The organism is Pseudomonas sp. 1 R 17 (assembly GCF_900067035.1).
Lineage (GTDB): Bacteria > Pseudomonadota > Gammaproteobacteria > Pseudomonadales > Pseudomonadaceae > Aquipseudomonas > Aquipseudomonas marginalis.
On sequence record NZ_FKLB01000022.1, the window covers coordinates 56,733 to 76,149 of the forward strand.

Here is a 19,417-nt window from a genome sequence, read left to right on the forward strand (position 1 = left end):
AACCAGACAATCGCAGCCTGCCGTTGCTCGGCATGGCGCGCCAGCGTGTGAAAGGAAGGTTTCAAATGCACAACTATAAAATGCTCATCGATGGGATCCAGGTGGCCGGTGAAGAAGGCCGGTTCGATGTGATCAACCCGGCCACCGGGGCCGTGTTCGCCCAGTGCCCGGCCGGTTCCCTGGGGCAACTCGACCAGGCGGTGAACGCCGCGCAGTTGGCCTTCAAGAGCTGGCGCCACAGCAGCCACCCTGATCGCTGTGAACGTTTGTTGGCGATTGCCGCCGATATCGAGCAGGAGGCCCCATCACTGGCCCGGCTGATTGTGCTGGAACAGGGCAAGCCGCTGGAGCTGGCCTTTTCCGAGGTCATGGGCGCCGCCGCCTGGACCCGCTACGCGGCCGGGCAGGAAATTGCGGTGGAACGGGTGGAAGAAACGCCCACCCAGCGCATTGAGCTGCACCGCAAACCCTTGGGCGTGGTGGCGTCGATCACCCCCTGGAACTGGCCGTTCATGATCGCCGTCTGGCACATCATGCCGGCGCTGCGTGCCGGCAACTGCGTGATCAGCAAACCGTCGAGCCTGACGCCGCTGAGCACCCTGGGCCTGGCCGACATCATTGCCCGGCATGTGCCCCGTGGCGTGATCAACTGCGTGACCGGCGAGCAGGGCTTCGGCAGTGCGATCACCTCGCACCCGGGGATCCAGAAGATCGTGTTCACCGGTTCCACCGCCACCGGGCAAAGCGTGATGCGCGGTGCCGCCAGCAACCTCAAGCGCCTGACCCTGGAACTGGGCGGTAACGACGCCGCCATCGTGTTGCCCGGCACGCCGGTGGAGGCGGTGGCCGAGGCGATCTTCCAGGCGGCCTTTCTCAACATGGGCCAGACCTGTGCTGCGCTCAAGCGCCTGTATATCCATGAGTCGCAGTACCAGGCCTTTGCCGACGCGCTGACGCATATTGCGGCGCGCCAGGTCGTGGGCGACGGCCTGGACGCCGGTGTCACCTTCGGGCCGGTGCAGAACCTTGAGCAACTGGAACTGGTGGAAGCCCTGGTCGATGACGCACGTGCCAACGGTGCGCGGGTGTTGTGCGGCGGTGCGCGTCTGGACCACCCCGGGTTCTTCTATCCGCCCACCCTGGTGGCGGACGTGACCGACGGCCATCGCCTGGTGGACGAAGAACAGTTCGGCCCGGTGTTGCCGTTGATTGCCTACCGGGATGTCGAGGATGTCCTGAAGCGCGCCAATGCCGGTGACATGGGCCTCGGCGGCTCGGTCTGGGGGCCGGATGTCGAGCAGGCCCAGGCCTTGGCCAGTCGCCTGGAGAGTGGTGTGGCGTGGGTCAACTGCCACGCCCAGATCCAGCCGAACACGCCGTTTGGCGGCAGCAAGATGTCGGGATTCGGTGTCGAGTTCGGCCTGGAGGGGCTGCTGGAGTTCACGGGGCAGCAACTGTTGTTTGTGCGCAAGCAGGCTGTCGAAGAAGGAGTTTGAGCCATGCATTATCTATCCCGTCATCCCGTATTCGGTTGCACGCTTGTGTGCACCCTGGCGCTCGGCGCTATCAGTCAGGTGCACGCTTATGAGCTGTACAGCGATGAGAGCCGTCACCTCAACGCCGACATGACCGCGGTGTTCGGTCAGTTCAACAGTCGCAAGAACTACGACGGCACGCCGGGCGGCTCCAGTTGGCGTGAAGGCTTTATCAAGTATGGCTTGAGTGGCGACCAGGGACTCGGCGGCAATGGCCGCGCCTACGGGGCATTTGCCCTGGTCAGCTCCGCCACGTGGGGCGATGGCGATCCGGGTGGCAACAGCGTTGGCACCGAGCGCACCACGAAGATTGAAGACGCCTACCTGGGCTGGCGCTCCGGCGACCTGTTCCCGGCGCTCGGTCAAGACGGCGTGGATATTTCCGGCGGGCGCCAGGTGGTCAAGGTCGGCCGAGGGTTCCTGATCAACGACGATGGGCTGAACCCGGGCAAGGGCCCGGCGGATGGCACCTTGAACCGTGGGGGCGCCTACTACCTGGCGGCCCGGCACGCGTTCGACCAAACCGCGGTGGTGCGCCTGGGGGGGCAGGATGGCCTGCACGGCAGTGTGCTGTGGCTCAAGTCCGATAACCGTATCCAGGCCGAAACCGAACTGGCCGCCGCGACCCTGGACTACACCGCCCAGCCGGGGACGCTCGGCTTGACCTGGGTGCATGGCCTGGACGTGAACGATCAATGGGCCAGCGACTTTCAACGCCAGCGCAAGGGCATGAATGTCTACAGCGTGCGCGGTGAGGGCGATGCGGGTATCCCCAACGTCAGCCTGGCCTTCGAGTACGCCTGGCAGGACAAGGACGCCGGGCCAGAAAAAGCCTGGTACGGCGAAGCGGGCTACACCTTCGCCGATATCGCCTGGGCGCCCAAGGTGACGTATCGCTACACCCGCTATTCGCAGAACTGGGACGCACTGTTCACCGGCCAGAGCACGGGCTACGGCACCTGGTTCCAGGGCGAAGTGGCCGGCAACTACGCCGGGCCGTTCAACACCAATACCCGCATCCACCATGTCGGGCTGAAGGCAACCCCACTGGAAAACCTGAGCCTGGGCGCGCTGTATTTCGACTACGCCACCGTGCGCAAAAGCAACGCGTTGAACCTCGATGGCCGTGAGTTGGATGTGTACGCCGAGTGGGCGGTCAACCCGCACTTGATCATCACCCCGCTGGTGGGGCTGTACACACCCAGGCAGGACGCGACCACCGGGGGCAACCAGGTCGGCGGCAACGGCACCAACCTGTACAGCCAGTTGACGGTGGCCGTGCCGTTCTGAACATGACGCCTAGGGGGCGGCGTGGCTCGGCGGGTTGCGCATGTTTTCGGCAATCCGCCGGGTGGTGTCCATGACCATTTCGATCACGGTTTCCTGGCGCAGCAGCTTGAAGTTCTGGGTGGTGCCGACGGCCGACAGGCTGCCGACCACCTCGTCGAGGTCCGCCTGGATGATCGGCGCAGCGATACCGGTCAGGCCCAGGTTGAGTTCGTCGTGGGTCAGGCAGTAACCGTCCTTGCGGATTTTTTTCGCGGCCCTGGAGAAGCCCGCCCAGTCATACGGGCTGTCCGGGTCGTTGGCCATGTGCTCGTCGAACAGGCGTTGCAGGCGGCGTCCTTTCTGGAAGGCGATCAAGACCTTCGATTGTGCCCCGCGGAAAAACGGCAACGGTTGCCCGCGCCCGAACGCGAAGTGATAGGTGTCGGTGGGTTCGGCGATGTAGGTGTTGATGATGCGACCGTCGTAAAACACGCTGGCGAACACCGCCAGGCCCGTTTGCGCCGACAGCTCGTGCATCAGCTCGCGCCCGGCGAGAAGGATCGGGTCGTACTGGCGCATCATCCAGTCCAGCTCGATGACCCGCGGGCCCAGGCCGTAGCTGCCGGCGTCCACGCGGGTCAGCAGGCCGGCGTCACACAAATCCTTGACGTAGCGGTACACGGTCGCCCGTGACAGGCCCATGCGCTCGGCAATGGTGTCGGGGTCGATCTTCAGCATTTGCGGACCGAACAGGTCGAGGATGCTCAGCAATTTGCTCAGGCTGCTCATTGTGTTCCTAAAAGAAAGGGAAGGGCGCTTGTGGCGTCCCCACGGGGACCCGGTTGCCCAAGCGCTGGCGCAACACTACCGCAGTGAGAGAAAAACGCAATCGCGGGTTAGCTTTTGAGGCTATTAGAACCTCATTAATCTCATTAAATGAGAAAAACACACATAAAGTGCTTGTTGGTTGCGGATTTGTATGTGATAAATCTCAGCACTGCAAATGCTCAAGCAAGAGGGCTGAAAATGAATGGTGCGCAACTGATAGTGAATGCGGCAGCGGCAAGCGGTATCGAGTACTGCTTCGCCAACCCCGGGACCACCGAGATTCCCCTGGTGGCCGCCATGGCCAGCGCACCTGCTCTCAAGCCGGTGTTGTCGCTGTTCGAAGGGGTCTGCACGGGGGCTGCGGACGGCTATGGCCGGATCGCCGGCAAGCCGGCCATGACCCTGACCCACCTGGGGCCGGGCTTTGCCAATGGCATCGCCAACCTGCACAACGCGCGTCGGGCCAATACGCCGATCGTCAACGTCATCGGCGATCACGCCTCCTGGCATGTCAACTACGATCCGCCCTTGGCCAGCGACATCCAGGCCCTGGCCGGCACCGTCTCTGGCTGGGTGCGCACCTCGCGCACCGCTGCCGGTATCGGTGAGGATCTGCAGGAAGCCGTGCGTGCGGCCTGGCAGGCCAAAGGCCAGATCGCCAGCCTGATCCTGCCCATGGACCTGCAGGCCCACGCAGTGACCCATAACGGTGTATTCGCACCTCTGCGCGCACCGGTTCGTCGGTTTGCCGGTGACCGGGTCGAAACCGTGGCGCAGGCATTGCGTGACGGCAAGCGGCTGGTGTTTATCGTCGGCGATGAGGGCTTGTCGGTCGCCGGCCTGGAAGCGGCGGGACGCCTGGCGCAACTGCCCGGTGTGCGCCTGTTTGCCGAGACCTTTCCGCGCCTGAGCTACCGTGGCGGTGGCTTGCCCGACCTGGATCGCCTGCCGTATTTCCCGGAAGTGGCGATTGAAATCCTTGAGCAGTACGACCTGGTCATCTGTGCGGGCGTGCCGGAGCCCATCAGTTATTTTGGCTACGAAGGCATCCCGTCGCGCCTCGCCGAGCGTGAGCGCCTGCTGAGCCTGGCCGAGGTCGGTGACGATGTCGCCGGCGCGTTGACGGCGCTGGCCGATGCCCTGGCTGCACCGGCCTACGTGCCGACGCCGGAGGGCATCGAACTGCCGCCCGGCCATGCCGAACTGACACCGCAGTCCATTGGCCAAGTGCTGGCCGCGTCACTGCCCCACGACAGCATTGTCTCGGTCGAGGGCGGCACCTGCGGCTACCCCTTCTTTACCGCCTCCGCCCGCGCCGCGCGGCATCGGGTATTGACCAATACCGGTGGCGCGATCGGCCAGGGGATTCCGGTGGGCTTCGGCGCCGCTTTGGCGGAACGCGGCAATAGCGTGTTTTGCCTGCAATCCGACGGCAGTGCCCAGTACACCATTCAAACCCTGTGGAGCATCGCCCGCGAGCAGTTGCCGGTGGTGATCCTGATTGCCGCCAACCATCGCTACGCGATTTTGCAGAACGAGCTGCGCCGTTTCGGCATGACCGAAATGGACCCCCAGGCCCTGCGCCTGACCGTGCTCGATAACCCGCGTATCGACTGGAAGGCCCTGGCCAAAGGCTACGGAGTACCGGCCTGCACGGTCCAGACCAATGCCGAACTGCAACGGGCCCTGGCCAATGCCAAGGCCGACCGTGGCCCTTGCCTGATCGAAATGGCGCTGTGAAGGAGTCGACTATGCATCCGCTCGAATTATTACCTGCCGTCCAGGCGTTCCTGGCGCAGCCCGGTCGTCTGTTCATCGGCGGTATCTGGCAGGACGCCGCCAGCGGTCGCCGTTTCGCCGTGGAAAACCCGGCCACTGAACAGACCCTGACCGAAGTCGCCCAAGGCGATGAACGCGATGTGAATGCGGCCGTCGCGGCCGCCCGCGCAGCCTTTACCGGCACGTGGGCCTTGCAGTCACCGGCGCAGCGCGGCCTGTTGCTGTTTCGCCTGGCCGATCTGTTGGACCAGCACCGCGAGGAGCTGGCGCAGCTGATCACCCTGGAGAACGGCAAGCCTATCGCCAACGCGCGCGGTGAAGCGGCCAGCGCGGCAAACATCATTCGCTACTTCGCCGGCTGGCCCACCAAGATCGAAGGCAGCACGCTGCCCGTATCCCCGGCCAGCGGCGCGCCAATGCTCAACTACACGTTGCGCGAACCGGTGGGGGTCTGCGCGCTGATCGTGCCGTGGAACTTCCCGTTGACCATGTGCGTGTGGAAGCTCGGCCCGGCGTTGGCCACCGGTTGCGTGGCGGTGCTCAAGCCCGCCGAGCAGACCCCGCTGGTCGCGATCCGCCTGGTGCAACTGATCGAGGCCGCAGGTTTCCCCGCCGGCGTCGTCAACCTGATCACCGGCCTGGGTGCCGACACGGGTGCACCGCTGGCACAGCACCCCGACGTGGACAAGATCGCCTTTACCGGCTCGACCCAGGTTGGGCGGCTGATCGCCCAGGCGGCCACCGGCAACATGAAAAAGGTCTCGCTGGAACTGGGCGGCAAGTCGCCGAACATCATCCTGCCCGACGCCGACATCGTGCGCGCCGCCAAGGGGGCTGCCGATGGGATTTTCTACAACCAGGGCCAGGTGTGCACGGCTGGCTCGCGCCTGTATGTGCACGCCAGTGTGCTCGACCAGGTGCTCGAAGAATTGCAGCGCCATGCCGCCGCCTATGTGCTGGGTAATGGCCTGGACCCGGCCAACAGCATGGGGCCGCTGGTGTCCGCGCGGCAGTTGAACACCGTCAAGGGTTACCTGCAGCGGGGCCAGGAAGAGGGCGCCGAACTGATCTGCGGCGGCGGCCGTCCCGAACACCTGGAGCATGGGCACTTCATTCAACCGAGCGTGTTTCTCGACCGTGCCGAGCGCGCCTGCGTGGCCCGCGAAGAAATCTTCGGCCCGGTACTGACCGTCATGAGCTGGACCGACATCGACGACCTGGTGCTGCGCGCCAACGATTCGCCGTATGGCCTCGCAGCCGGCCTGTGGACCCGCGACCTGCGCTCGGCGCACCGCGTGGCGGCACAGCTCAAGGCCGGCTCGGTATGGATCAACTGTTGGAACGTGGTCGATCCCTCTTCACCGTTCGGTGGCTACAAACAATCCGGCTGGGGCCGGGAAATGGGCAAGAACGTGATCGATGCCTACACCGAGACCAAAAGCGTGTTTGTCGATCTGGCCTGAACTGAATAATCACACGAGGTAATTGCTATGGATCTGGAATTGAAAGGCCGCGTGGCCATTGTCACCGGTGGCGGTATGGGCATCGGCAAGGAAGTCGCACGTTTTCTCTCCGAGGAAGGCTGCAAGGTAGTGATCTGCGCACGGCGCATGGCGTTCCTGCAGCTGGCGGCCGAAGAGATCAGTGCACAGACCGGCAATGAAGTGCTGCCGCTGTTCTGCGACACCAATGACATGAAGGCCGTGTCGGAGATGGTCGAGGCGGCGCACAAGCATTTCGGCCGCATCGACATCCTGGTCAACGGTGCTGCGGCGCCGTCCGGTGTGGTGCGCAATGACATCGAACACGCCGGCGACGATGAGCTGCTGTCGGACCTCAACACCAAGGTAATCGGCTACTTCCGCTGCGCCAAGGCCGTGACCCCGCACATGAAGGCGGCCGGCTTCGGACGCATCATCAACATAGGCGGCCTCACCGGGCGCAGCAGCAAGGTGCTTTCGGGCATGCGCAACCTGGCGATCGCACACATGACCAAGACCCTGTCCGACCAGCTCGGCCCTTCGGGGATCACGGTCAACCTGATCCACCCGGGCGTGGTGGACACCCCGCATATCCAGGAGCTGTACGACCGCGAAGCCGTCAAGCAAGGCAAGACCGCGCAGCAGGTCGAGCAGGCCTACATCGACGCGACACCGATTCGCCGCACCCTCGCACCGATTGAAATGGGCTGGCTGATCGGCTTCCTGGCATCGCCAAAAGCCGGCGCAGTGACGGGCGAATCCATCGGCATCGACGGTGGCTTGACCCGTGGCATCTATATCTGAGGAGCATCTGTGATGAGTAACGGAACCCTTTTGGTCGCCACCGTCGGGCAAGCGGTGATCCGCAGTGCCGACGATGGCCGTACCTGGCATCGCCTGGGCCTGGGGCAAGACCTTGAGTTCGATGCCATTACCCGGTCGTTGAGCCTGCACCCCGACGCGCCCGAGGTGATCTACGCCGGCACGGACGTGGGCTTGTGCGTCAGCCACGACACCGGCGGCCATTGGCGGCGGGTCGATTCGCCGTTCAACGGCGAGACGGTGTGGAAAGTCGCCGTCGACCCCCAGGACGCCAAACGGATCTTCGTCGGCACCGGTGCACCGTCACGCGCCGTGTTGTGGCGCAGCCTCGACGCCGGCCTGAGCTGGGATCGCGCGCCGGTGGAAATCCCCGAGTTCTGCGATGGTGTCAGCCGCCCACGCCTGCTGGCCTTCGCCTATGACCCCACTGACCGCAACCAGTTGTGGTTCGGCCTGGAAGAGGGCGGGTTGTTCCATTCCCGCGACGGCGGCGACAGTTGGACCCGCGTCGACGACCGGCTGCTGTGGGACTACAACTCCGACGTCCACAACATCCTGGTACTGCCCAACCACGGCGAGAAAGTCATTGTGGTGGTCTGCGTCAATGCGGTGTACCGCAGCCTGGACGAGGGGCTGACCTGGACCGGCATCATCGGTCGCGAAGCCTTCGGCCTGTACTACATACGCGCCATGAACGCGCCGTTGGGCACGCAGAACGAGCTGTACCTGAGTATTTCCGATGGCACCCCCGGCACCACCAGCAAGATCCTGGTGTCCCGTGATGCCGCACTCACTTGGAACGTGCTGCCGCTGCCACAGCAGCCCAACTCCTGTGTCTGGGCGATTGCCTTCAACCCGGCCAACCCGCGACAGATCGTGGCGGGCACCAAGTACGGGCATTTGTTCACCTCCGACAATGGCGGTGACGGCTGGCAGAAGCATTGGCGGGAATTCAGCGAGATCGCTGATGTGCTCTGGACGCCTGCGGTAGCGCAGATCAAGTCCGGGCATCAATCCATCGTCAAAAAGCACTGAGGGATAGCGCCATGAAGATCGAGATCCTGCGGACTCACTTATCGCTGTGGGTCAGTGACCCTGACGTGTCGGCACGCTGGTACGCCGACATCCTGGGCATGCACGAAAGTGCCCGGGGCGAGAGCTGGGTCATGATGGCATTTGGCGGCAAGCACCACGACATCGCCCTGATTCGCGCCGACCCCGGCGCCCATCAAGGCGGGTTGGGCCTGCAGCACTACGGCCTGGAAATCGCCGGGGACATGACCACCCTGCGCCAGCTCTACGGCATGTTGCTGGGCAAGGGCGTCGAGGTGGTGAAGATCACCGATCACGAGATCGGCCATGGCGTGTATTTCAACGACCCCGACGGCAATCGCATGGAGTTCTTCCTCGAGACCGAACACGACGATGCGCGCGGCAAGGCCCGGTTCAAGGCCGCCGGCGCGCCGAGCCGACATTTCAACCTGGATCCACTCGACCCACTTTGAGGCAACCCTGATGAAAACCGCGAATTTTGCTACGTATCACATCCGCAAATGGTACAGCTTTGTCGAAGAAACCCTGGCCAACGAAACCGGCCAACTGGCCGATGGCGAGCCCCTGTTCAAGTACGCGATCGCCGCCGTGATCGCCAACCCCTATGCCGGTCGCTACAGCGAGTCGCTCGCCGAACTGGTCGACCCTTCGCCGTTGCTGGGCGAAGAGTTTGGCCGGCGCATACAGGCACTGGCCGGTGCCCATGAGATTGTCAGCTATGGTAAGGCGATCCTGGTCGGCAGCGCGGGCGAATACGAGCACGGCAACGCGTTCCTGACCAACCCGGCCGCCGATCCGATTCGCGTCGCGCTGGGCGGTGGCAAGTCGTGGGTGCCTTCCACCGGCAAGCGCGGCGGCCCGGGTTCGACCATTGACGTCCCCCTGGCGCACAAGGATGCGCTCTACGTACGTTCCCACTACGACAGCATGTCGCTGATGTTCGGCGACGGCCCCGCGCCGGACGAAGTCATCGTGATCTGGGCCTTCGCCACGCGCGGGCGCCTGCACGCACGGCTGGGTGGCCTGCGTGCCGAAGACATCCAGGGCGTTGACGGGCTGCACTGATGACACGCGTGCGGGCCTTGGCAACGCCGGTTTAAAACCACAACAAGAAAGCGGTGAACAGCGATGAAGCAGGAGAAGACCCAGGTTGTGATTGTCGGGGGCGGGCCCAATGGGATCACGGCCGCGCACTATATGGGGATGTACGGTATCGACTGCGTCGTCCTTGAGCTTGCCGACTGCATACTGCCTTACCCACGCGCGGTGGGCATGGATGATGAAGCGCTGCGCGTGTTGCAGGCGATCGGCATCGCCGAATTGGCAGTGCGTGACATGATCTGCGATGTTCCACTGCGTTATTACAACGCGCGGGGCGTGTGTTTTGCCGAGGTCAAGCCAAGTGCCGCGCAGTACGGCTGGCCGATGCGCAACATCTTCATGCAGCAGTTGCTCGAAGGCACGCTGCGCGAAACCCTGGGGCAGCGCAGCACTGTGGTGTTGCGCCAGGGCCATGAAATGCTGGAGCTGGAACAGGATGGGGAGGGCGTGACCTTGCAGGTGCGCGATGCCCAGGGCGAGGTGTATCAGCTGAGCGCCGATTACGTGATCGGCGCCGACGGGGGGCGCTCCACCGTACGCAAAAAGCTGGGCGTCGAACTGCTGGGGTTGACCCATGCGCGCAAATGGGTGGTGGTCGATACCGCCAATGACACCCTGGATGCGCCTTACACCGCCCTGCACGCCGACCCGCAGCGGCCCTTCGTGTGCATTTACCTGCCGTACCAGCAGCGGCGCTGGGAGTTCATGCTGATGGAGGGCGAGGACGAGGCGAAGATGTGTGACGAGAACACCATTCGCGACCTGATCCGTGGGCATATCGGCGACGCCGTGGACGCGCTGAATATCATCCGTATCCGCGCCTACACCCACCATTCGCGTGTGGCGGCGCGGTTTGTCCAGGGGCGTGTGGCACTGGTCGGCGATGCCGCGCATATATCGCCACCCTGGGCCGGGCAGGGCCTTAATTCCGGGTTGCGCGACGTGGCCAACGTGGCCTGGAAACTGGCCGCGATCATCCAGGGGCATGCGGCCCATGGGATCCTTGCCAGCTACGACCAGGAACGTCGCGGACACGCCACCGAACTGGTGGCCCTGGCCGACAATATGGGCACGGTACTGGGGCTGACCAACCCGTTGATGGCCGGCGTGCGTGACTGGTTGTTCCAGGCGGTGAACAGCGTCGATAACCTGCGTTCGCACCTGCTGGAGTTCAAGTTCAAACCCAAGGCCACCCTCACCAAAGGGCTGGTCTATCACGAACGTGCCGAACTGCGTGAAGACGACCTGGTGGGCCAGCTGTTTGTGCAGCCGTTTATCGAAGACGCCCAGGGCCAGCGTCGGCGCCTGGATGACGTGCTGGGCAATTCCTATGCGGTGCTGGGTTACCGGGTCAATCCCCTTGAGCCACTGAGCGAAGACATGGCAAGGTTCTGGGCGCGCTGGGACACGCGCTTTATCCAGGTCAATCGCTCGCGCAGCGGCCTGGGCCGCCACCAGCCCTTGACGGCGACGAACGCCATCAGCGTGGAGGATGTGGATAACCGCCTCGGCGAATGGTTCTCCAGGGTGCGCGATTGCATCGTCGTGGTGCGTCCTGACCGGTTTGTTGCCGCCATCACCACGCCGGAGCGGCTTGACGCGGTATTACGCAAGTTAGCGGGGCAACTGTCATGAGCATCGATACGGGCGTATTGAGCCAGTTAGACCAGGCCACGCGTACGGTGCAAGCGATTGCGCCACTGGCCCCCGAGGCGTTGGACCTGCGCGGCGGCTACGCACTGCAACGCCAGGCGCTGGATGCGCGCCTGGCGGCGGGCGAACAGTTCAGCGGTTGGAAAATCGCCTTCGCCGGCAGCGCCGCGCAACGGCGCTTCGGCATTGACGAACCGGTGTATGGCGGCCTGACCGATCAGATGCGCGTGCCGTCGAACACGGCGGTGGCGCTTTCACGGTTGATCCAGCCCAAGCTGGAAGTCGAAGTGGCGATTGTGCTGGGTCGCAGCCTGGCGCCAGGTGACTACAGCGATGAGGAGATCCTGGCCGCAATTGCCGAGGTGGCACCCGCGTTCGAGATTGCCGACTGCCGTTGGCAGGAGTGGACGTTCGGGGTAGGGGCCTTTCTGGCCGACAACGCGGCAGCGGGCTTGTATTGCCTGGGACCCAGAACCGTTTTCGACCCTGTTGAACATGCCAACGTGACGTTCCGCCTGGAATGCGCAGGCGCGATCTGCGGCGAAGGGGAGACCCAGGGCCGGGAAGATCCACCGCTGGCCAATCTGTGCTGGCTGATACGCCGGCTGCTGGCCGATGGTCAACCGGTGGAGGCCGGGCAGGTGGTGCTGTCTGGCGCGCTGTTGGCGCCGATGAATATCCAGCCCTGCACCTACCGCCTGCAGATGTTTGGCACGGAACTGGCTTTGCTTTTCACTGCGGACACTGCCGCAGTGTGAGCCCTAGCTGCCGTCAAGGATGACTCCAGTCCCCTTCAGGCCGATGACAACAACGGGGCCCCCGAGGAACGACCACCATGCTTGCCGAAGTTCGAACCTTCAATGACCCTCAACTGCACGCCGGTTCCATCCAGGGCTGGCAGCAGGTGTATGACCAACTGGGGCGTGGCAGCCTGACCAGTGAGCTGCGCCAGTTGTCGGCCGAGCGCTTTCAGATCTTCCAGGAAGTATTGGACAAACGCGTGGTGCAGCGCGGCCATGCGCCCAAGGGACGACTGTGCGCGGCCATGTCATTGGGCGGCGAGCCCGTTGTGCAGGGCCAGCAGGTGGGCACCCACAGTGTGGTGCTGTTGCGCGCTTGCGAGGAGTTTGTGCTGCATGCGCCGGAAGGCACGCACTTCTTCGCTTTCAACGTCGACACGGTGCGTTTCGCCAAACTCGCCGCCTTCGAGTTGTCCGGCGACCAGCTCAAGCGCTTGAGCACCCGCTCCCAGCTGTGCGTGGATGACGCGTTACGGCTGCGGATACGCCAGCGTATCTACCCGCTGTTTCGTCACCTTTTGCAACAACCCGAGGCCATCAGTGCAACCGCCGAGAACATGCTCGAAGACGAGTTGCTCAATGCCTTTCTCGACCTGTTCAGCAATGCCACCGACGAAGTGCGTTGCCGGCGCGGCAACTTCGCCGTGAGTGCCTACCTGGTCAAGCGTTGCCAGGAGTTGATCGATGCCAGCGGCGAGACTCCGCTGAGCATTCTCGACCTGTGCGAACACCTGCGGGTCAGCCGACGGACCCTGCAGAACAGTTTCCAGGCGGTGACCGGCATGCGTCCGCTGGAGTACCTGCGCAACCTGCGCCTGAATGCGGTGCGTCGACGCCTGATCGCAACGCCGGCCTGCAGCCAGAACGTCGGTGATGTGGCGGTGGCGATGGGCTTTTTCCACCTGAGCCACTTTGCCGCCCATTACCGCGAGTTGTTTGGCGAATCGCCTTCGCACACCCAGCGGGCGATCGGCTGAATAGACGAAGGGTCAGGCCGCCGTGTCATCCAGTCCCGGGTCCACGCGTTTGCCGATGTCCTTGAGCCGGGCCAATTGGTCGACCACGCTGGGGGCTTCATCCAGGCAACTGACGAACGTCCACAGGTACGTCATCACCGCATAGATATGGCCGGCCTTCACTGCGGGCGCCAGGGCCAACTGGCTGATGGCGACCACGAACAGCAAGGCCGCAAGGATGCCGATGGTGAGGAAGGCAACCGCCTCACGGTCCGACAGCCCGATACGCAGCCGCGACAGCACCTGATAGTGGCGGCGCAGCGTGGGGGCGCCGACCTTTTCCACCAGGCTGATTTCCTTTTCCAGGCGGTTGTTCAGCCGCTCATGCAAGCGCTGGTTGCGCCGTGCAAAGCCAGGCACCACCACCAGGCACAGCCCCAGCGCCACCAGGCACGCCAGGCCGACCCAGGGTTCGATCACCAGCAACATGGCCGCCGCGCCGATGATCGAGACCAGCGCCGTCGCAATGGTGGGCACGTGTTTTTCGAAGAAATCGACGAACTCCCGTGCCAGTACCACCCGCGCGGCGGACGTTGAGGTGCTGTGGCGTTGCAGGCGCTGGTTAAGAATCACCGGCACGGCAAGGTCGGCGTAGATACGCGTAAAGGTGCGGGTGTCCAGGGCCCGTCGGGCGGCGCCCACCACCCAGAACCCGAGGACCACGGCGGCATAGAGCAGGGCATTACCGGTGTCGCCACGGATAATCGCGTCGACGGCAAACCCCGCAAACAACGGGTAGGCCAGCAGCAGCGCGTTTTCCAGCGCCACCAGCGACAGGGTGGCGGACAATTTGCCGGGGTAGGCCTTGGCGATCGCCTTGAGTGTCTGGCTGGCGGATTGTTGACCGATTTTGCGGCTCTGCTCGATCAGTAGTGGAGGTGTGACGGAGGGCATGGGCCACCTGGTTTACGCAAAGTAGGGGGGCGGGAACTCAGGGTCCCGGTATAAAGACCGCGGGTGATGTCGAGCAGATAGCGCGTTTCCTCGGTCATCAGTAACAAGTCGATCTGCACTTCTTCGATCACGATTTCCAGGGTGATCAGCAGGCAAATCGCCGGCGCGGTAAATAACCAGTGGTAATAGGACTGGCTGAACAGCGATGCGACAACCCCAAGGACCCACAGTGACAACACCAGGCGTGGCGCCTGTTTCTGCAGGGGAATCCAGAAGCGCTGCAACCGCTTGAGCTTGGCGCTATAGAGCCTTACCGAGTCTTCAAGCAGCGCCACGTCAATCACGTTTCGATCACGATAGTTGAAAGGCATACAGGCAATTCCAGGCTGACTACAAGAGGCGGGTGTGTGGCCTGGTCAAGGCGCGCGCAGGCAGCGCGCGATTCAACCAGGCCAGGTTGACTTCGTTGACTTGCACCCATTCGCCGTTCTGTGGAATCCCTTCGCAGCTCTTGAAAGCAATGCAACGTCCTTGTGCGTCGAGCAAGGCAAAGTGGCGGTACCGATTGACCCTGAAAATACAGAGGCGCATGCCTTCACCTGGGGGGGTTAGATGGCGACCAACTGGTCGGGCCAGCTCAGCTCGAATAAGGTGCCGCCGTTGTCGAGGTTCCGGCAGGTCGCGCGACCTCCATGGGACAGGGCAATCGCGCGTACGACGGCGAGCCCCAGGCCGCTGCCGCCCTGGGCGCGGGAGCGCGAGCTTTCGCCACGCTGGAACGGCTCAAAGATGTGCGTTGCAAACGCTTCTGCGATCCCCGGGCCTTCGTCCGCGACACTCAAGGTATTCAGGCCATCCTGGTTGCCCAGGCGCACCGTGACGTTGCCGGGGGTTGCATGGCGTTTCAGGTTGTCGAGCATGGCCAGCAAGGCTTGGCGAATCCGCGCCGGATCACACTGCACAGGCCGTTCGAGCAGGTCCAGGTGCAGCACGAACCCGCAGGCCTGCAGGCCCGGTTCGAACAGGCAGGCGTCGGCCTTGATCTCCTCGGCCAGGTCGGCACTCTGGATCTGCACTTCGAGGTAGCCGTTGTCCGCCAGGCCCACGACCCGCAGGTCCTCGATCAGGCGCGTCAGGCCTTCCACCTGGCCCAGCAGGCTGTAGAACTGCGCCTGGTCCGGGGTGAACACGCCTTCCGCCAACCCTTGCAGGCGGCCGCGCAGGATGGTCAGCGGGGTGCGCAGTTCATGTGCAATCGCGGCGTTCCAGAACGACTGCTCTTGCGCCATGCGTTTCAAGCGTTGGGCCATGCTGTTGAAGTCATCCACCAGCAAGGTGGCCTCTGCCAGTGAGCGGTCGGACGCCGTCGCCCGGGCATCGAGGTCACCATCGGCGAGCCGGCGAAGGCTGGCCGCGACCGAGTTCAAGGGCATCAGAATGCGCCGGGACAGTTTGATCGCCACCACGGCGCCCACCGCCAGGCTGATGCAGGTGATCAGCGCCATCCAGGCCCACTCCATGCCGGTGGGCAGCCATTCGTCCACGTCCAGATCCGACGGCGGCCAGAACGTCCAGAGCAACGCATAAAACACGTAGGAGCCGACCACGGCCAGGGCTATCACGCAGAGCACCACGGCGGACATCGACACGATGATCTGCCGGCTCAAACTGTTGGCGGTCTTCATGGCTGGCTCCCGAACCGGTAGCCGACCCCACGGATGCTGGCCGGTACGCCCTGGAGGCCGAGGTCTTCGATTTTGCGCCGCAACTTGCTGATATGGCTGTCGACGGTGCGCTCCAGGCTGTCGCTCTCGGGCGAACACAGGGCCAGCAACTCGGCGCGACTGAATACGCGCTTGGGGGCCTTGGCCAGTTGCGCCAACAATCTGAACTCGGTCACCGTCAGGTTGAGCCTGTGCGTGTGGGCACCGACCTGCACGCTGACTTCATGGCTGTCGATGTCGATTTCAAAGGCATTCACCCGCAGCACGCGCTGCTGGGCGCCGTAGCCATGATCGAGGGAGCGACGCAGCACCGCCTGGGTCCTGGCGACGACCTCGGCGGGGTTGAACGGCTTGACGATGTAGTCGTCGGCACCGATGCGCAGGCCCATGAGTTTGTCCATGTCCTGGTCCTGGGCGGTCAGCATGATCACCGGTGTGGTGCCTCGGTGGCGGATCTCGGCCAGGACCATCCAGCCATCCAGCTTCGGCATCAGCACGTCCAGCAGTACCAGGTCGGGCTTGAGCGATTGATGCAGTTCAAGGGCGCGGCGCCCATCCAGGGCATGGGCGGTCTGGAAGCCGCTGCGCTTGAGATAGGCCGCGAGGATGTCGGCGATTTCCGGCTCGTCTTCGGCGATCAGTACCAACGCCTGGCGTGGGGCCGCGAGGTCCGTCGGTGTCGATACAGGGTGTGATTCAGTCATGGTCGGCTCGGTCGTGCTGTTCGGTCATCGCAGTATGGCGAATTACCATGGGGCGACGAAGGCTACTGTGCACCACGAGCATGCGCTTTCATGGGAGGTTTTATGGAGAAACGATGGAGACGCGGGTTTATTCGCAAACAGCGTGATCAGGCGTAGCTGATCCTGTCGCTGTAGGCGTTTTGCGTCATGGTGCGCTGGTAGTCGCAGGGGGTGGTGCTGACCAGTTTCTTGAAGTCGCGCAGGAAGTGGGATTGGTCGGAAAACCCCAGGTCGAGGGCCAACTGCGAAAACGATACATCGTGCTGGGTATTGAGGGTGTCCAGGGCCGCCTGGCAGCGGATGATCCGGCAAAACGCCTTGGGTGACATGCCGGTATCCTGGTTGAACTGGCGGTGCAGGGTCCGGCTGGTGTAGCCGCTGAGGTCTTCGAGTTGCTGGATGCGGATATCGCCGCGATGGTGCAGCGCCTGCTGGATGATCATGGCGGTGAGTCGTGACGTCTTGCCCATCAGGCGCGGGGTCAGGTAGTCGTTGAACAGCCGCATCTGGTCGCCCAGCAGCGGTGCCTGGACGATGCTTTCGAAGAGGCGTTGGGCGAACTCGGAGACTTCCAGCAGATCGAGCTCCCGCTCGGTCAACTCTTCGGCCAGTACATTGACGAAGCCGGGGATCACACCCGGCGAAAAGCGCACGCCGAAATAGTGGTGGTGCTGGTGCAGCTCGACCGCCTGGGCCACCAGCGGGGTGCCGCAGATGCGCGCAGTCGGCCGCGTCGCATCACAGTCGAACAGGATATCCACGCAGCCATCCGGCACGGCCAGCAGGTTGGTCGATTGCGCCACATCGAAGGCATAGAAATGCGAGATCGCCGGGTGCGCGGACGGCATCACTGAATAGCGTGAAGAGTTGAGCACGAACCAGGGTTGTTCGTTCGCGGTGTGGAGCCGGGGAGTCGGCACACTCGGTTTGATCATGGTTGCTCCTTGGGCAGGCAGCGCCAGGGGAAAATCAACGCATTAATCGCGCCAACTATCGTCATACCCGACTGGGCGGCATGTCCGAAATTTACAATACCGCCGCCATCCCCCGCCCGATACTCGATCTCGACAGCGTGGAGCTGCGCCTACCGCAGCGATATCACCTTCAGCCCGAGAATAACTATGTCTACAACTACAAAAATCGATTTTATCTACCTCTCCGAGCAGGACATGATCCGCGCGGGTGTGACCGACATGCTGGCCTGCGTGAACACCATGGAGGAAATGTTCGGCCTGCTGTATGCCGGTGACTACCGCATGGCCGGCCCGAACAATGATTCCCATGGCGCGATGGTGATTTTCCCGCATGATTCGCCGTTCCCGAACATGCCCAAGCCCACCGCGGATCGGCGCATGATGGCCATGCCGGCCTACCTGGGCGGCAGCTTCTGCACCGCCGGGGTGAAATGGTACGGCTCCAATATCGCCAACCGCGAAAAAGGCCTGCCGCGTTCGATCCTGATGTTCACCCTGAACGACCCCGACACCGGCGCGCCGTTGGCCCATATGTCGGCCAACCTGCTGTCGGCGTACCGCACCGGTGCGATCCCCGGCGTGGGCGCACGCCACCTGGCGCGCAAGGACTCGAAAGTCGTCGGCCTGCTTGGCCCTGGCGTGATGGGCAAGACCACCCTGGCGGCCTTCATCGCGGTGTGCCCGCATATCGACACCCTGAAGATCAAGGGCCGTGGCCAGCAGAGCCTCGACAACTTTATCGCGTGGGTCGAACAGACGTATCCGCAGATCACCACGATAGAAGTGGTCGACACCCTCGAAGCGGTGGTCCGCGACTCGGACCTTGTTACTTATTGTAGCTCCGGTGCCACGGGCGACCCCTCGATCTACCCAATTGTGCGGCGTGAGTGGGTCAAGCCAGGTGCCTTCCTCGCGATGCCGGCGTCTTGCTCCCTCGACGCGGGAATGGAGCAGCCCGACGTACGCAAGGTGCTCGACAACACCGGTCTGTACCAGGCCTGGTTCGAGGAATTGCCCAAGCCTGCGCATCACAACGTGCCGGTCATTGGCGTGCGCTTCATGGACATGATTGCCGAAGGCAAGATGCAGCTCGATGACGTCGAAGACATCGGCAAGATCATCGCCGGGGCCGCGCCTGGCCGCAGGAACGATGAGGAAATCATCATCATGTCGGTGGGCGGCATGCCCGTCGAAGACGTGGCCTGGGGCACGGTGGTGTACCGCAACGCCGTCAAGCACGGCATCGGCGTGACCTTGAACCTGTGGGAAACCCCGGAGCTGCGCTGAGCCGTAGCTTCATTCACTTTGACGAGGCATCCGACATGACAAAAATCACCAAGCTCAAGACCGGTTCACCGTTCGAAGACCAGGCCAGCTATTCGCGTCTGGTGTGCGTGGACAACTGGATCTACGTGTCCAACACCGCCGGCCGCAACCCCCAGACCAAGCTGATCCCGGAGGATGTCCTGGAACAGGCGCACCAGGTGTTCGCCAACATCGAATCGGCCCTCAAGGCTGTCGATTCGAGCCTGGCCGACGTGGTGTGTTCGCGGGTGTTCATCCAGGACCCCAAGGACGTGCCGGCGGTGATGGGCCTGATCGGCGAGAAGTTTCGCGGCGTCGACCCGGCCAGCACCGTGACCTGCCCGCCACTGGGCTCGACGGTCTACAAGGTAGAGCTGGAAGTGACGGCGTATCGCAACGCGTCGAAGGCGCAGGTCGACCTCATTCGCCTGTCGCAATAA

The 19,417-nt window shown here is 63.4% G+C and carries 19 protein-coding genes; 13 read left to right on the forward strand and 6 right to left on the reverse strand.

Translation table 11 applies throughout. The features are described from left to right. Positions 1–65 precede the first annotated feature (65 nt). Positions 66–1,496, forward strand: coding sequence for an aldehyde dehydrogenase family protein (locus BFP99_RS06975; protein WP_065946939.1), 1,431 nt, complete (start codon positions 66–68; stop codon positions 1,494–1,496). Between the two features lie 3 nt (positions 1,497–1,499). Then, positions 1,500–2,825 (forward strand): hypothetical protein, encoded by a 1,326-nt coding sequence (locus BFP99_RS06980; protein ID WP_176719683.1) that lies wholly within the window; start codon positions 1,500–1,502, stop codon positions 2,823–2,825. 9 nt (positions 2,826–2,834) lie between these two features. Here BFP99_RS06980 and BFP99_RS06985 read toward each other — a convergent pair whose 3' ends face one another. Beyond that, on the reverse strand, positions 2,835–3,593 hold the full coding sequence (locus tag BFP99_RS06985) for an IclR family transcriptional regulator (RefSeq protein ID WP_065927432.1): 759 nt from the start codon (positions 3,591–3,593) through the stop codon (positions 2,835–2,837). Between the two features lie 237 nt (positions 3,594–3,830). Between BFP99_RS06985 and BFP99_RS06990 the strand changes: the two genes are divergently transcribed. The 9 genes from BFP99_RS06990 to BFP99_RS07030 all read left to right on the forward strand — a co-directional run bounded on the left by BFP99_RS06990 (position 3,831) and on the right by BFP99_RS07030 (position 13,298). Beyond that, positions 3,831–5,372: an acetolactate synthase large subunit gene (locus BFP99_RS06990; RefSeq protein WP_065946940.1), complete on the forward strand. Its 1,542-nt coding sequence runs from the start codon at positions 3,831–3,833 to the stop codon at positions 5,370–5,372. A gap of 11 nt (positions 5,373–5,383) precedes the next feature. Beyond that, the gene (locus BFP99_RS06995) at positions 5,384–6,874 is read left to right on the forward strand and encodes an aldehyde dehydrogenase family protein (protein WP_065927434.1); all 1,491 of its coding nucleotides are present in this window, start codon (positions 5,384–5,386) and stop codon (positions 6,872–6,874) included. Between the two features lie 27 nt (positions 6,875–6,901). Continuing rightward, positions 6,902–7,696 (forward strand): SDR family NAD(P)-dependent oxidoreductase, encoded by a 795-nt coding sequence (locus BFP99_RS07000; protein WP_027606679.1) that lies wholly within the window; start codon positions 6,902–6,904, stop codon positions 7,694–7,696. 12 nt (positions 7,697–7,708) lie between these two features. Then, positions 7,709–8,749, forward strand: a complete 1,041-nt coding sequence (locus BFP99_RS07005; protein WP_065927435.1) for a WD40/YVTN/BNR-like repeat-containing protein — start codon at positions 7,709–7,711, stop codon at positions 8,747–8,749. Positions 8,750–8,760: 11 nt separating this feature from the next. Beyond that, positions 8,761–9,219 carry a VOC family protein gene (locus BFP99_RS07010; RefSeq protein ID WP_012724261.1) on the forward strand — a complete coding sequence of 153 codons (459 nt, stop codon included), beginning with the start codon at positions 8,761–8,763 and terminating at the stop codon, positions 9,217–9,219. A 10-nt stretch (positions 9,220–9,229) separates the two neighbouring features. Further along, entirely contained in the window at positions 9,230–9,832 is a 603-nt protein-coding gene (locus BFP99_RS07015) for an amino acid synthesis family protein (protein WP_027606677.1), read from the forward strand. 63 nt (positions 9,833–9,895) lie between these two features. After that, positions 9,896–11,503: a bifunctional 3-(3-hydroxy-phenyl)propionate/3-hydroxycinnamic acid hydroxylase gene (locus BFP99_RS07020; RefSeq protein ID WP_065946941.1), complete on the forward strand. Its 1,608-nt coding sequence runs from the start codon at positions 9,896–9,898 to the stop codon at positions 11,501–11,503. Beyond that, positions 11,500–12,279 carry a 2-keto-4-pentenoate hydratase gene (locus BFP99_RS07025; RefSeq protein WP_065946942.1) on the forward strand — a complete coding sequence of 260 codons (780 nt, stop codon included), beginning with the start codon at positions 11,500–11,502 and terminating at the stop codon, positions 12,277–12,279. Before BFP99_RS07020 ends, BFP99_RS07025 begins: the two co-directional genes overlap by 4 nt. A gap of 77 nt (positions 12,280–12,356) precedes the next feature. Continuing rightward, positions 12,357–13,298, forward strand: coding sequence for a helix-turn-helix domain-containing protein (locus BFP99_RS07030; protein ID WP_065927438.1), 942 nt, complete (start codon positions 12,357–12,359; stop codon positions 13,296–13,298). 12 nt (positions 13,299–13,310) lie between these two features. Here the strand turns inward: BFP99_RS07030 and BFP99_RS07035 are convergent, their stop codons facing one another. The 5 genes from BFP99_RS07035 to BFP99_RS07060 all read right to left on the reverse strand — a co-directional run bounded on the left by BFP99_RS07035 (position 13,311) and on the right by BFP99_RS07060 (position 17,633). Continuing rightward, complete coding sequence (locus BFP99_RS07035; protein WP_065927439.1) at positions 13,311–14,231, reverse strand: ABC transporter six-transmembrane domain-containing protein; 921 nt, start codon at positions 14,229–14,231, stop codon at positions 13,311–13,313. After that, a complete protein-coding gene (locus tag BFP99_RS07040; RefSeq protein ID WP_065927440.1) occupies positions 14,204–14,602 on the reverse strand; it encodes a hypothetical protein in 399 nt (132 codons plus the stop codon). Before BFP99_RS07040 ends, BFP99_RS07035 begins: the two co-directional genes overlap by 28 nt. Positions 14,603–14,839: 237 nt before the next feature. Continuing rightward, entirely contained in the window at positions 14,840–15,916 is a 1,077-nt protein-coding gene (locus BFP99_RS07050; protein ID WP_065946943.1) for an ATP-binding protein, read from the reverse strand. Further along, positions 15,913–16,659 carry a response regulator gene (locus BFP99_RS07055; RefSeq protein ID WP_065946944.1) on the reverse strand — a complete coding sequence of 249 codons (747 nt, stop codon included), beginning with the start codon at positions 16,657–16,659 and terminating at the stop codon, positions 15,913–15,915. The genes BFP99_RS07050 and BFP99_RS07055 overlap by 4 nt, the downstream gene beginning before the upstream one ends. A 146-nt stretch (positions 16,660–16,805) precedes the next feature. Next, positions 16,806–17,633: an AraC family transcriptional regulator gene (locus tag BFP99_RS07060; protein WP_065927444.1), complete on the reverse strand. Its 828-nt coding sequence runs from the start codon at positions 17,631–17,633 to the stop codon at positions 16,806–16,808. Between the two features lie 186 nt (positions 17,634–17,819). Here BFP99_RS07060 and BFP99_RS07065 point away from each other — a divergent pair, with 186 nt between their 5' ends. Continuing rightward, positions 17,820–18,959: a tyramine oxidase subunit B gene (locus tag BFP99_RS07065; protein ID WP_065946945.1), complete on the forward strand. Its 1,140-nt coding sequence runs from the start codon at positions 17,820–17,822 to the stop codon at positions 18,957–18,959. A gap of 35 nt (positions 18,960–18,994) precedes the next feature. After that, complete coding sequence (locus BFP99_RS07070) at positions 18,995–19,417, forward strand: RidA family protein (protein ID WP_027606668.1); 423 nt, start codon at positions 18,995–18,997, stop codon at positions 19,415–19,417.

What these genes read in the sequence shown, in the direction of transcription:
- BFP99_RS07035 (WP_065927439.1), bottom strand. Translation starts at nt 14,231, where the DNA reads ATGCCCTCCGTCACACCTCCACTACTGATCGAGCAGAGCCGCAAAATC.
- BFP99_RS07010 (WP_012724261.1), top strand. Translation starts at nt 8,761, where the DNA reads ATGAAGATCGAGATCCTGCGGACTCACTTATCGCTGTGGGTCAGTGAC.
- BFP99_RS07025 (WP_065946942.1), top strand. Translation starts at nt 11,500, where the DNA reads ATGAGCATCGATACGGGCGTATTGAGCCAGTTAGACCAGGCCACGCGT.
- BFP99_RS07040 (WP_065927440.1), bottom strand. Translation starts at nt 14,602, where the DNA reads ATGCCTTTCAACTATCGTGATCGAAACGTGATTGACGTGGCGCTGCTT.
- BFP99_RS07070 (WP_027606668.1), top strand. Translation starts at nt 18,995, where the DNA reads ATGACAAAAATCACCAAGCTCAAGACCGGTTCACCGTTCGAAGACCAG.
- BFP99_RS06985 (WP_065927432.1), bottom strand. Translation starts at nt 3,593, where the DNA reads ATGAGCAGCCTGAGCAAATTGCTGAGCATCCTCGACCTGTTCGGTCCG.
- BFP99_RS07065 (WP_065946945.1), top strand. Translation starts at nt 17,820, where the DNA reads ATGTCTACAACTACAAAAATCGATTTTATCTACCTCTCCGAGCAGGAC.
- BFP99_RS07055 (WP_065946944.1), bottom strand. Translation starts at nt 16,659, where the DNA reads ATGACTGAATCACACCCTGTATCGACACCGACGGACCTCGCGGCCCCA.
- BFP99_RS07030 (WP_065927438.1), top strand. Translation starts at nt 12,357, where the DNA reads ATGCTTGCCGAAGTTCGAACCTTCAATGACCCTCAACTGCACGCCGGT.
- BFP99_RS07050 (WP_065946943.1), bottom strand. Translation starts at nt 15,916, where the DNA reads ATGAAGACCGCCAACAGTTTGAGCCGGCAGATCATCGTGTCGATGTCC.
- BFP99_RS06980 (WP_176719683.1), top strand. Translation starts at nt 1,500, where the DNA reads ATGCATTATCTATCCCGTCATCCCGTATTCGGTTGCACGCTTGTGTGC.
- BFP99_RS07020 (WP_065946941.1), top strand. Translation starts at nt 9,896, where the DNA reads ATGAAGCAGGAGAAGACCCAGGTTGTGATTGTCGGGGGCGGGCCCAAT.
- BFP99_RS06990 (WP_065946940.1), top strand. Translation starts at nt 3,831, where the DNA reads ATGAATGGTGCGCAACTGATAGTGAATGCGGCAGCGGCAAGCGGTATC.
- BFP99_RS07015 (WP_027606677.1), top strand. Translation starts at nt 9,230, where the DNA reads ATGAAAACCGCGAATTTTGCTACGTATCACATCCGCAAATGGTACAGC.
- BFP99_RS07060 (WP_065927444.1), bottom strand. Translation starts at nt 17,633, where the DNA reads ATGATCAAACCGAGTGTGCCGACTCCCCGGCTCCACACCGCGAACGAA.
- BFP99_RS07000 (WP_027606679.1), top strand. Translation starts at nt 6,902, where the DNA reads ATGGATCTGGAATTGAAAGGCCGCGTGGCCATTGTCACCGGTGGCGGT.
- BFP99_RS06975 (WP_065946939.1), top strand. Translation starts at nt 66, where the DNA reads ATGCACAACTATAAAATGCTCATCGATGGGATCCAGGTGGCCGGTGAA.
- BFP99_RS07005 (WP_065927435.1), top strand. Translation starts at nt 7,709, where the DNA reads ATGAGTAACGGAACCCTTTTGGTCGCCACCGTCGGGCAAGCGGTGATC.
- BFP99_RS06995 (WP_065927434.1), top strand. Translation starts at nt 5,384, where the DNA reads ATGCATCCGCTCGAATTATTACCTGCCGTCCAGGCGTTCCTGGCGCAG.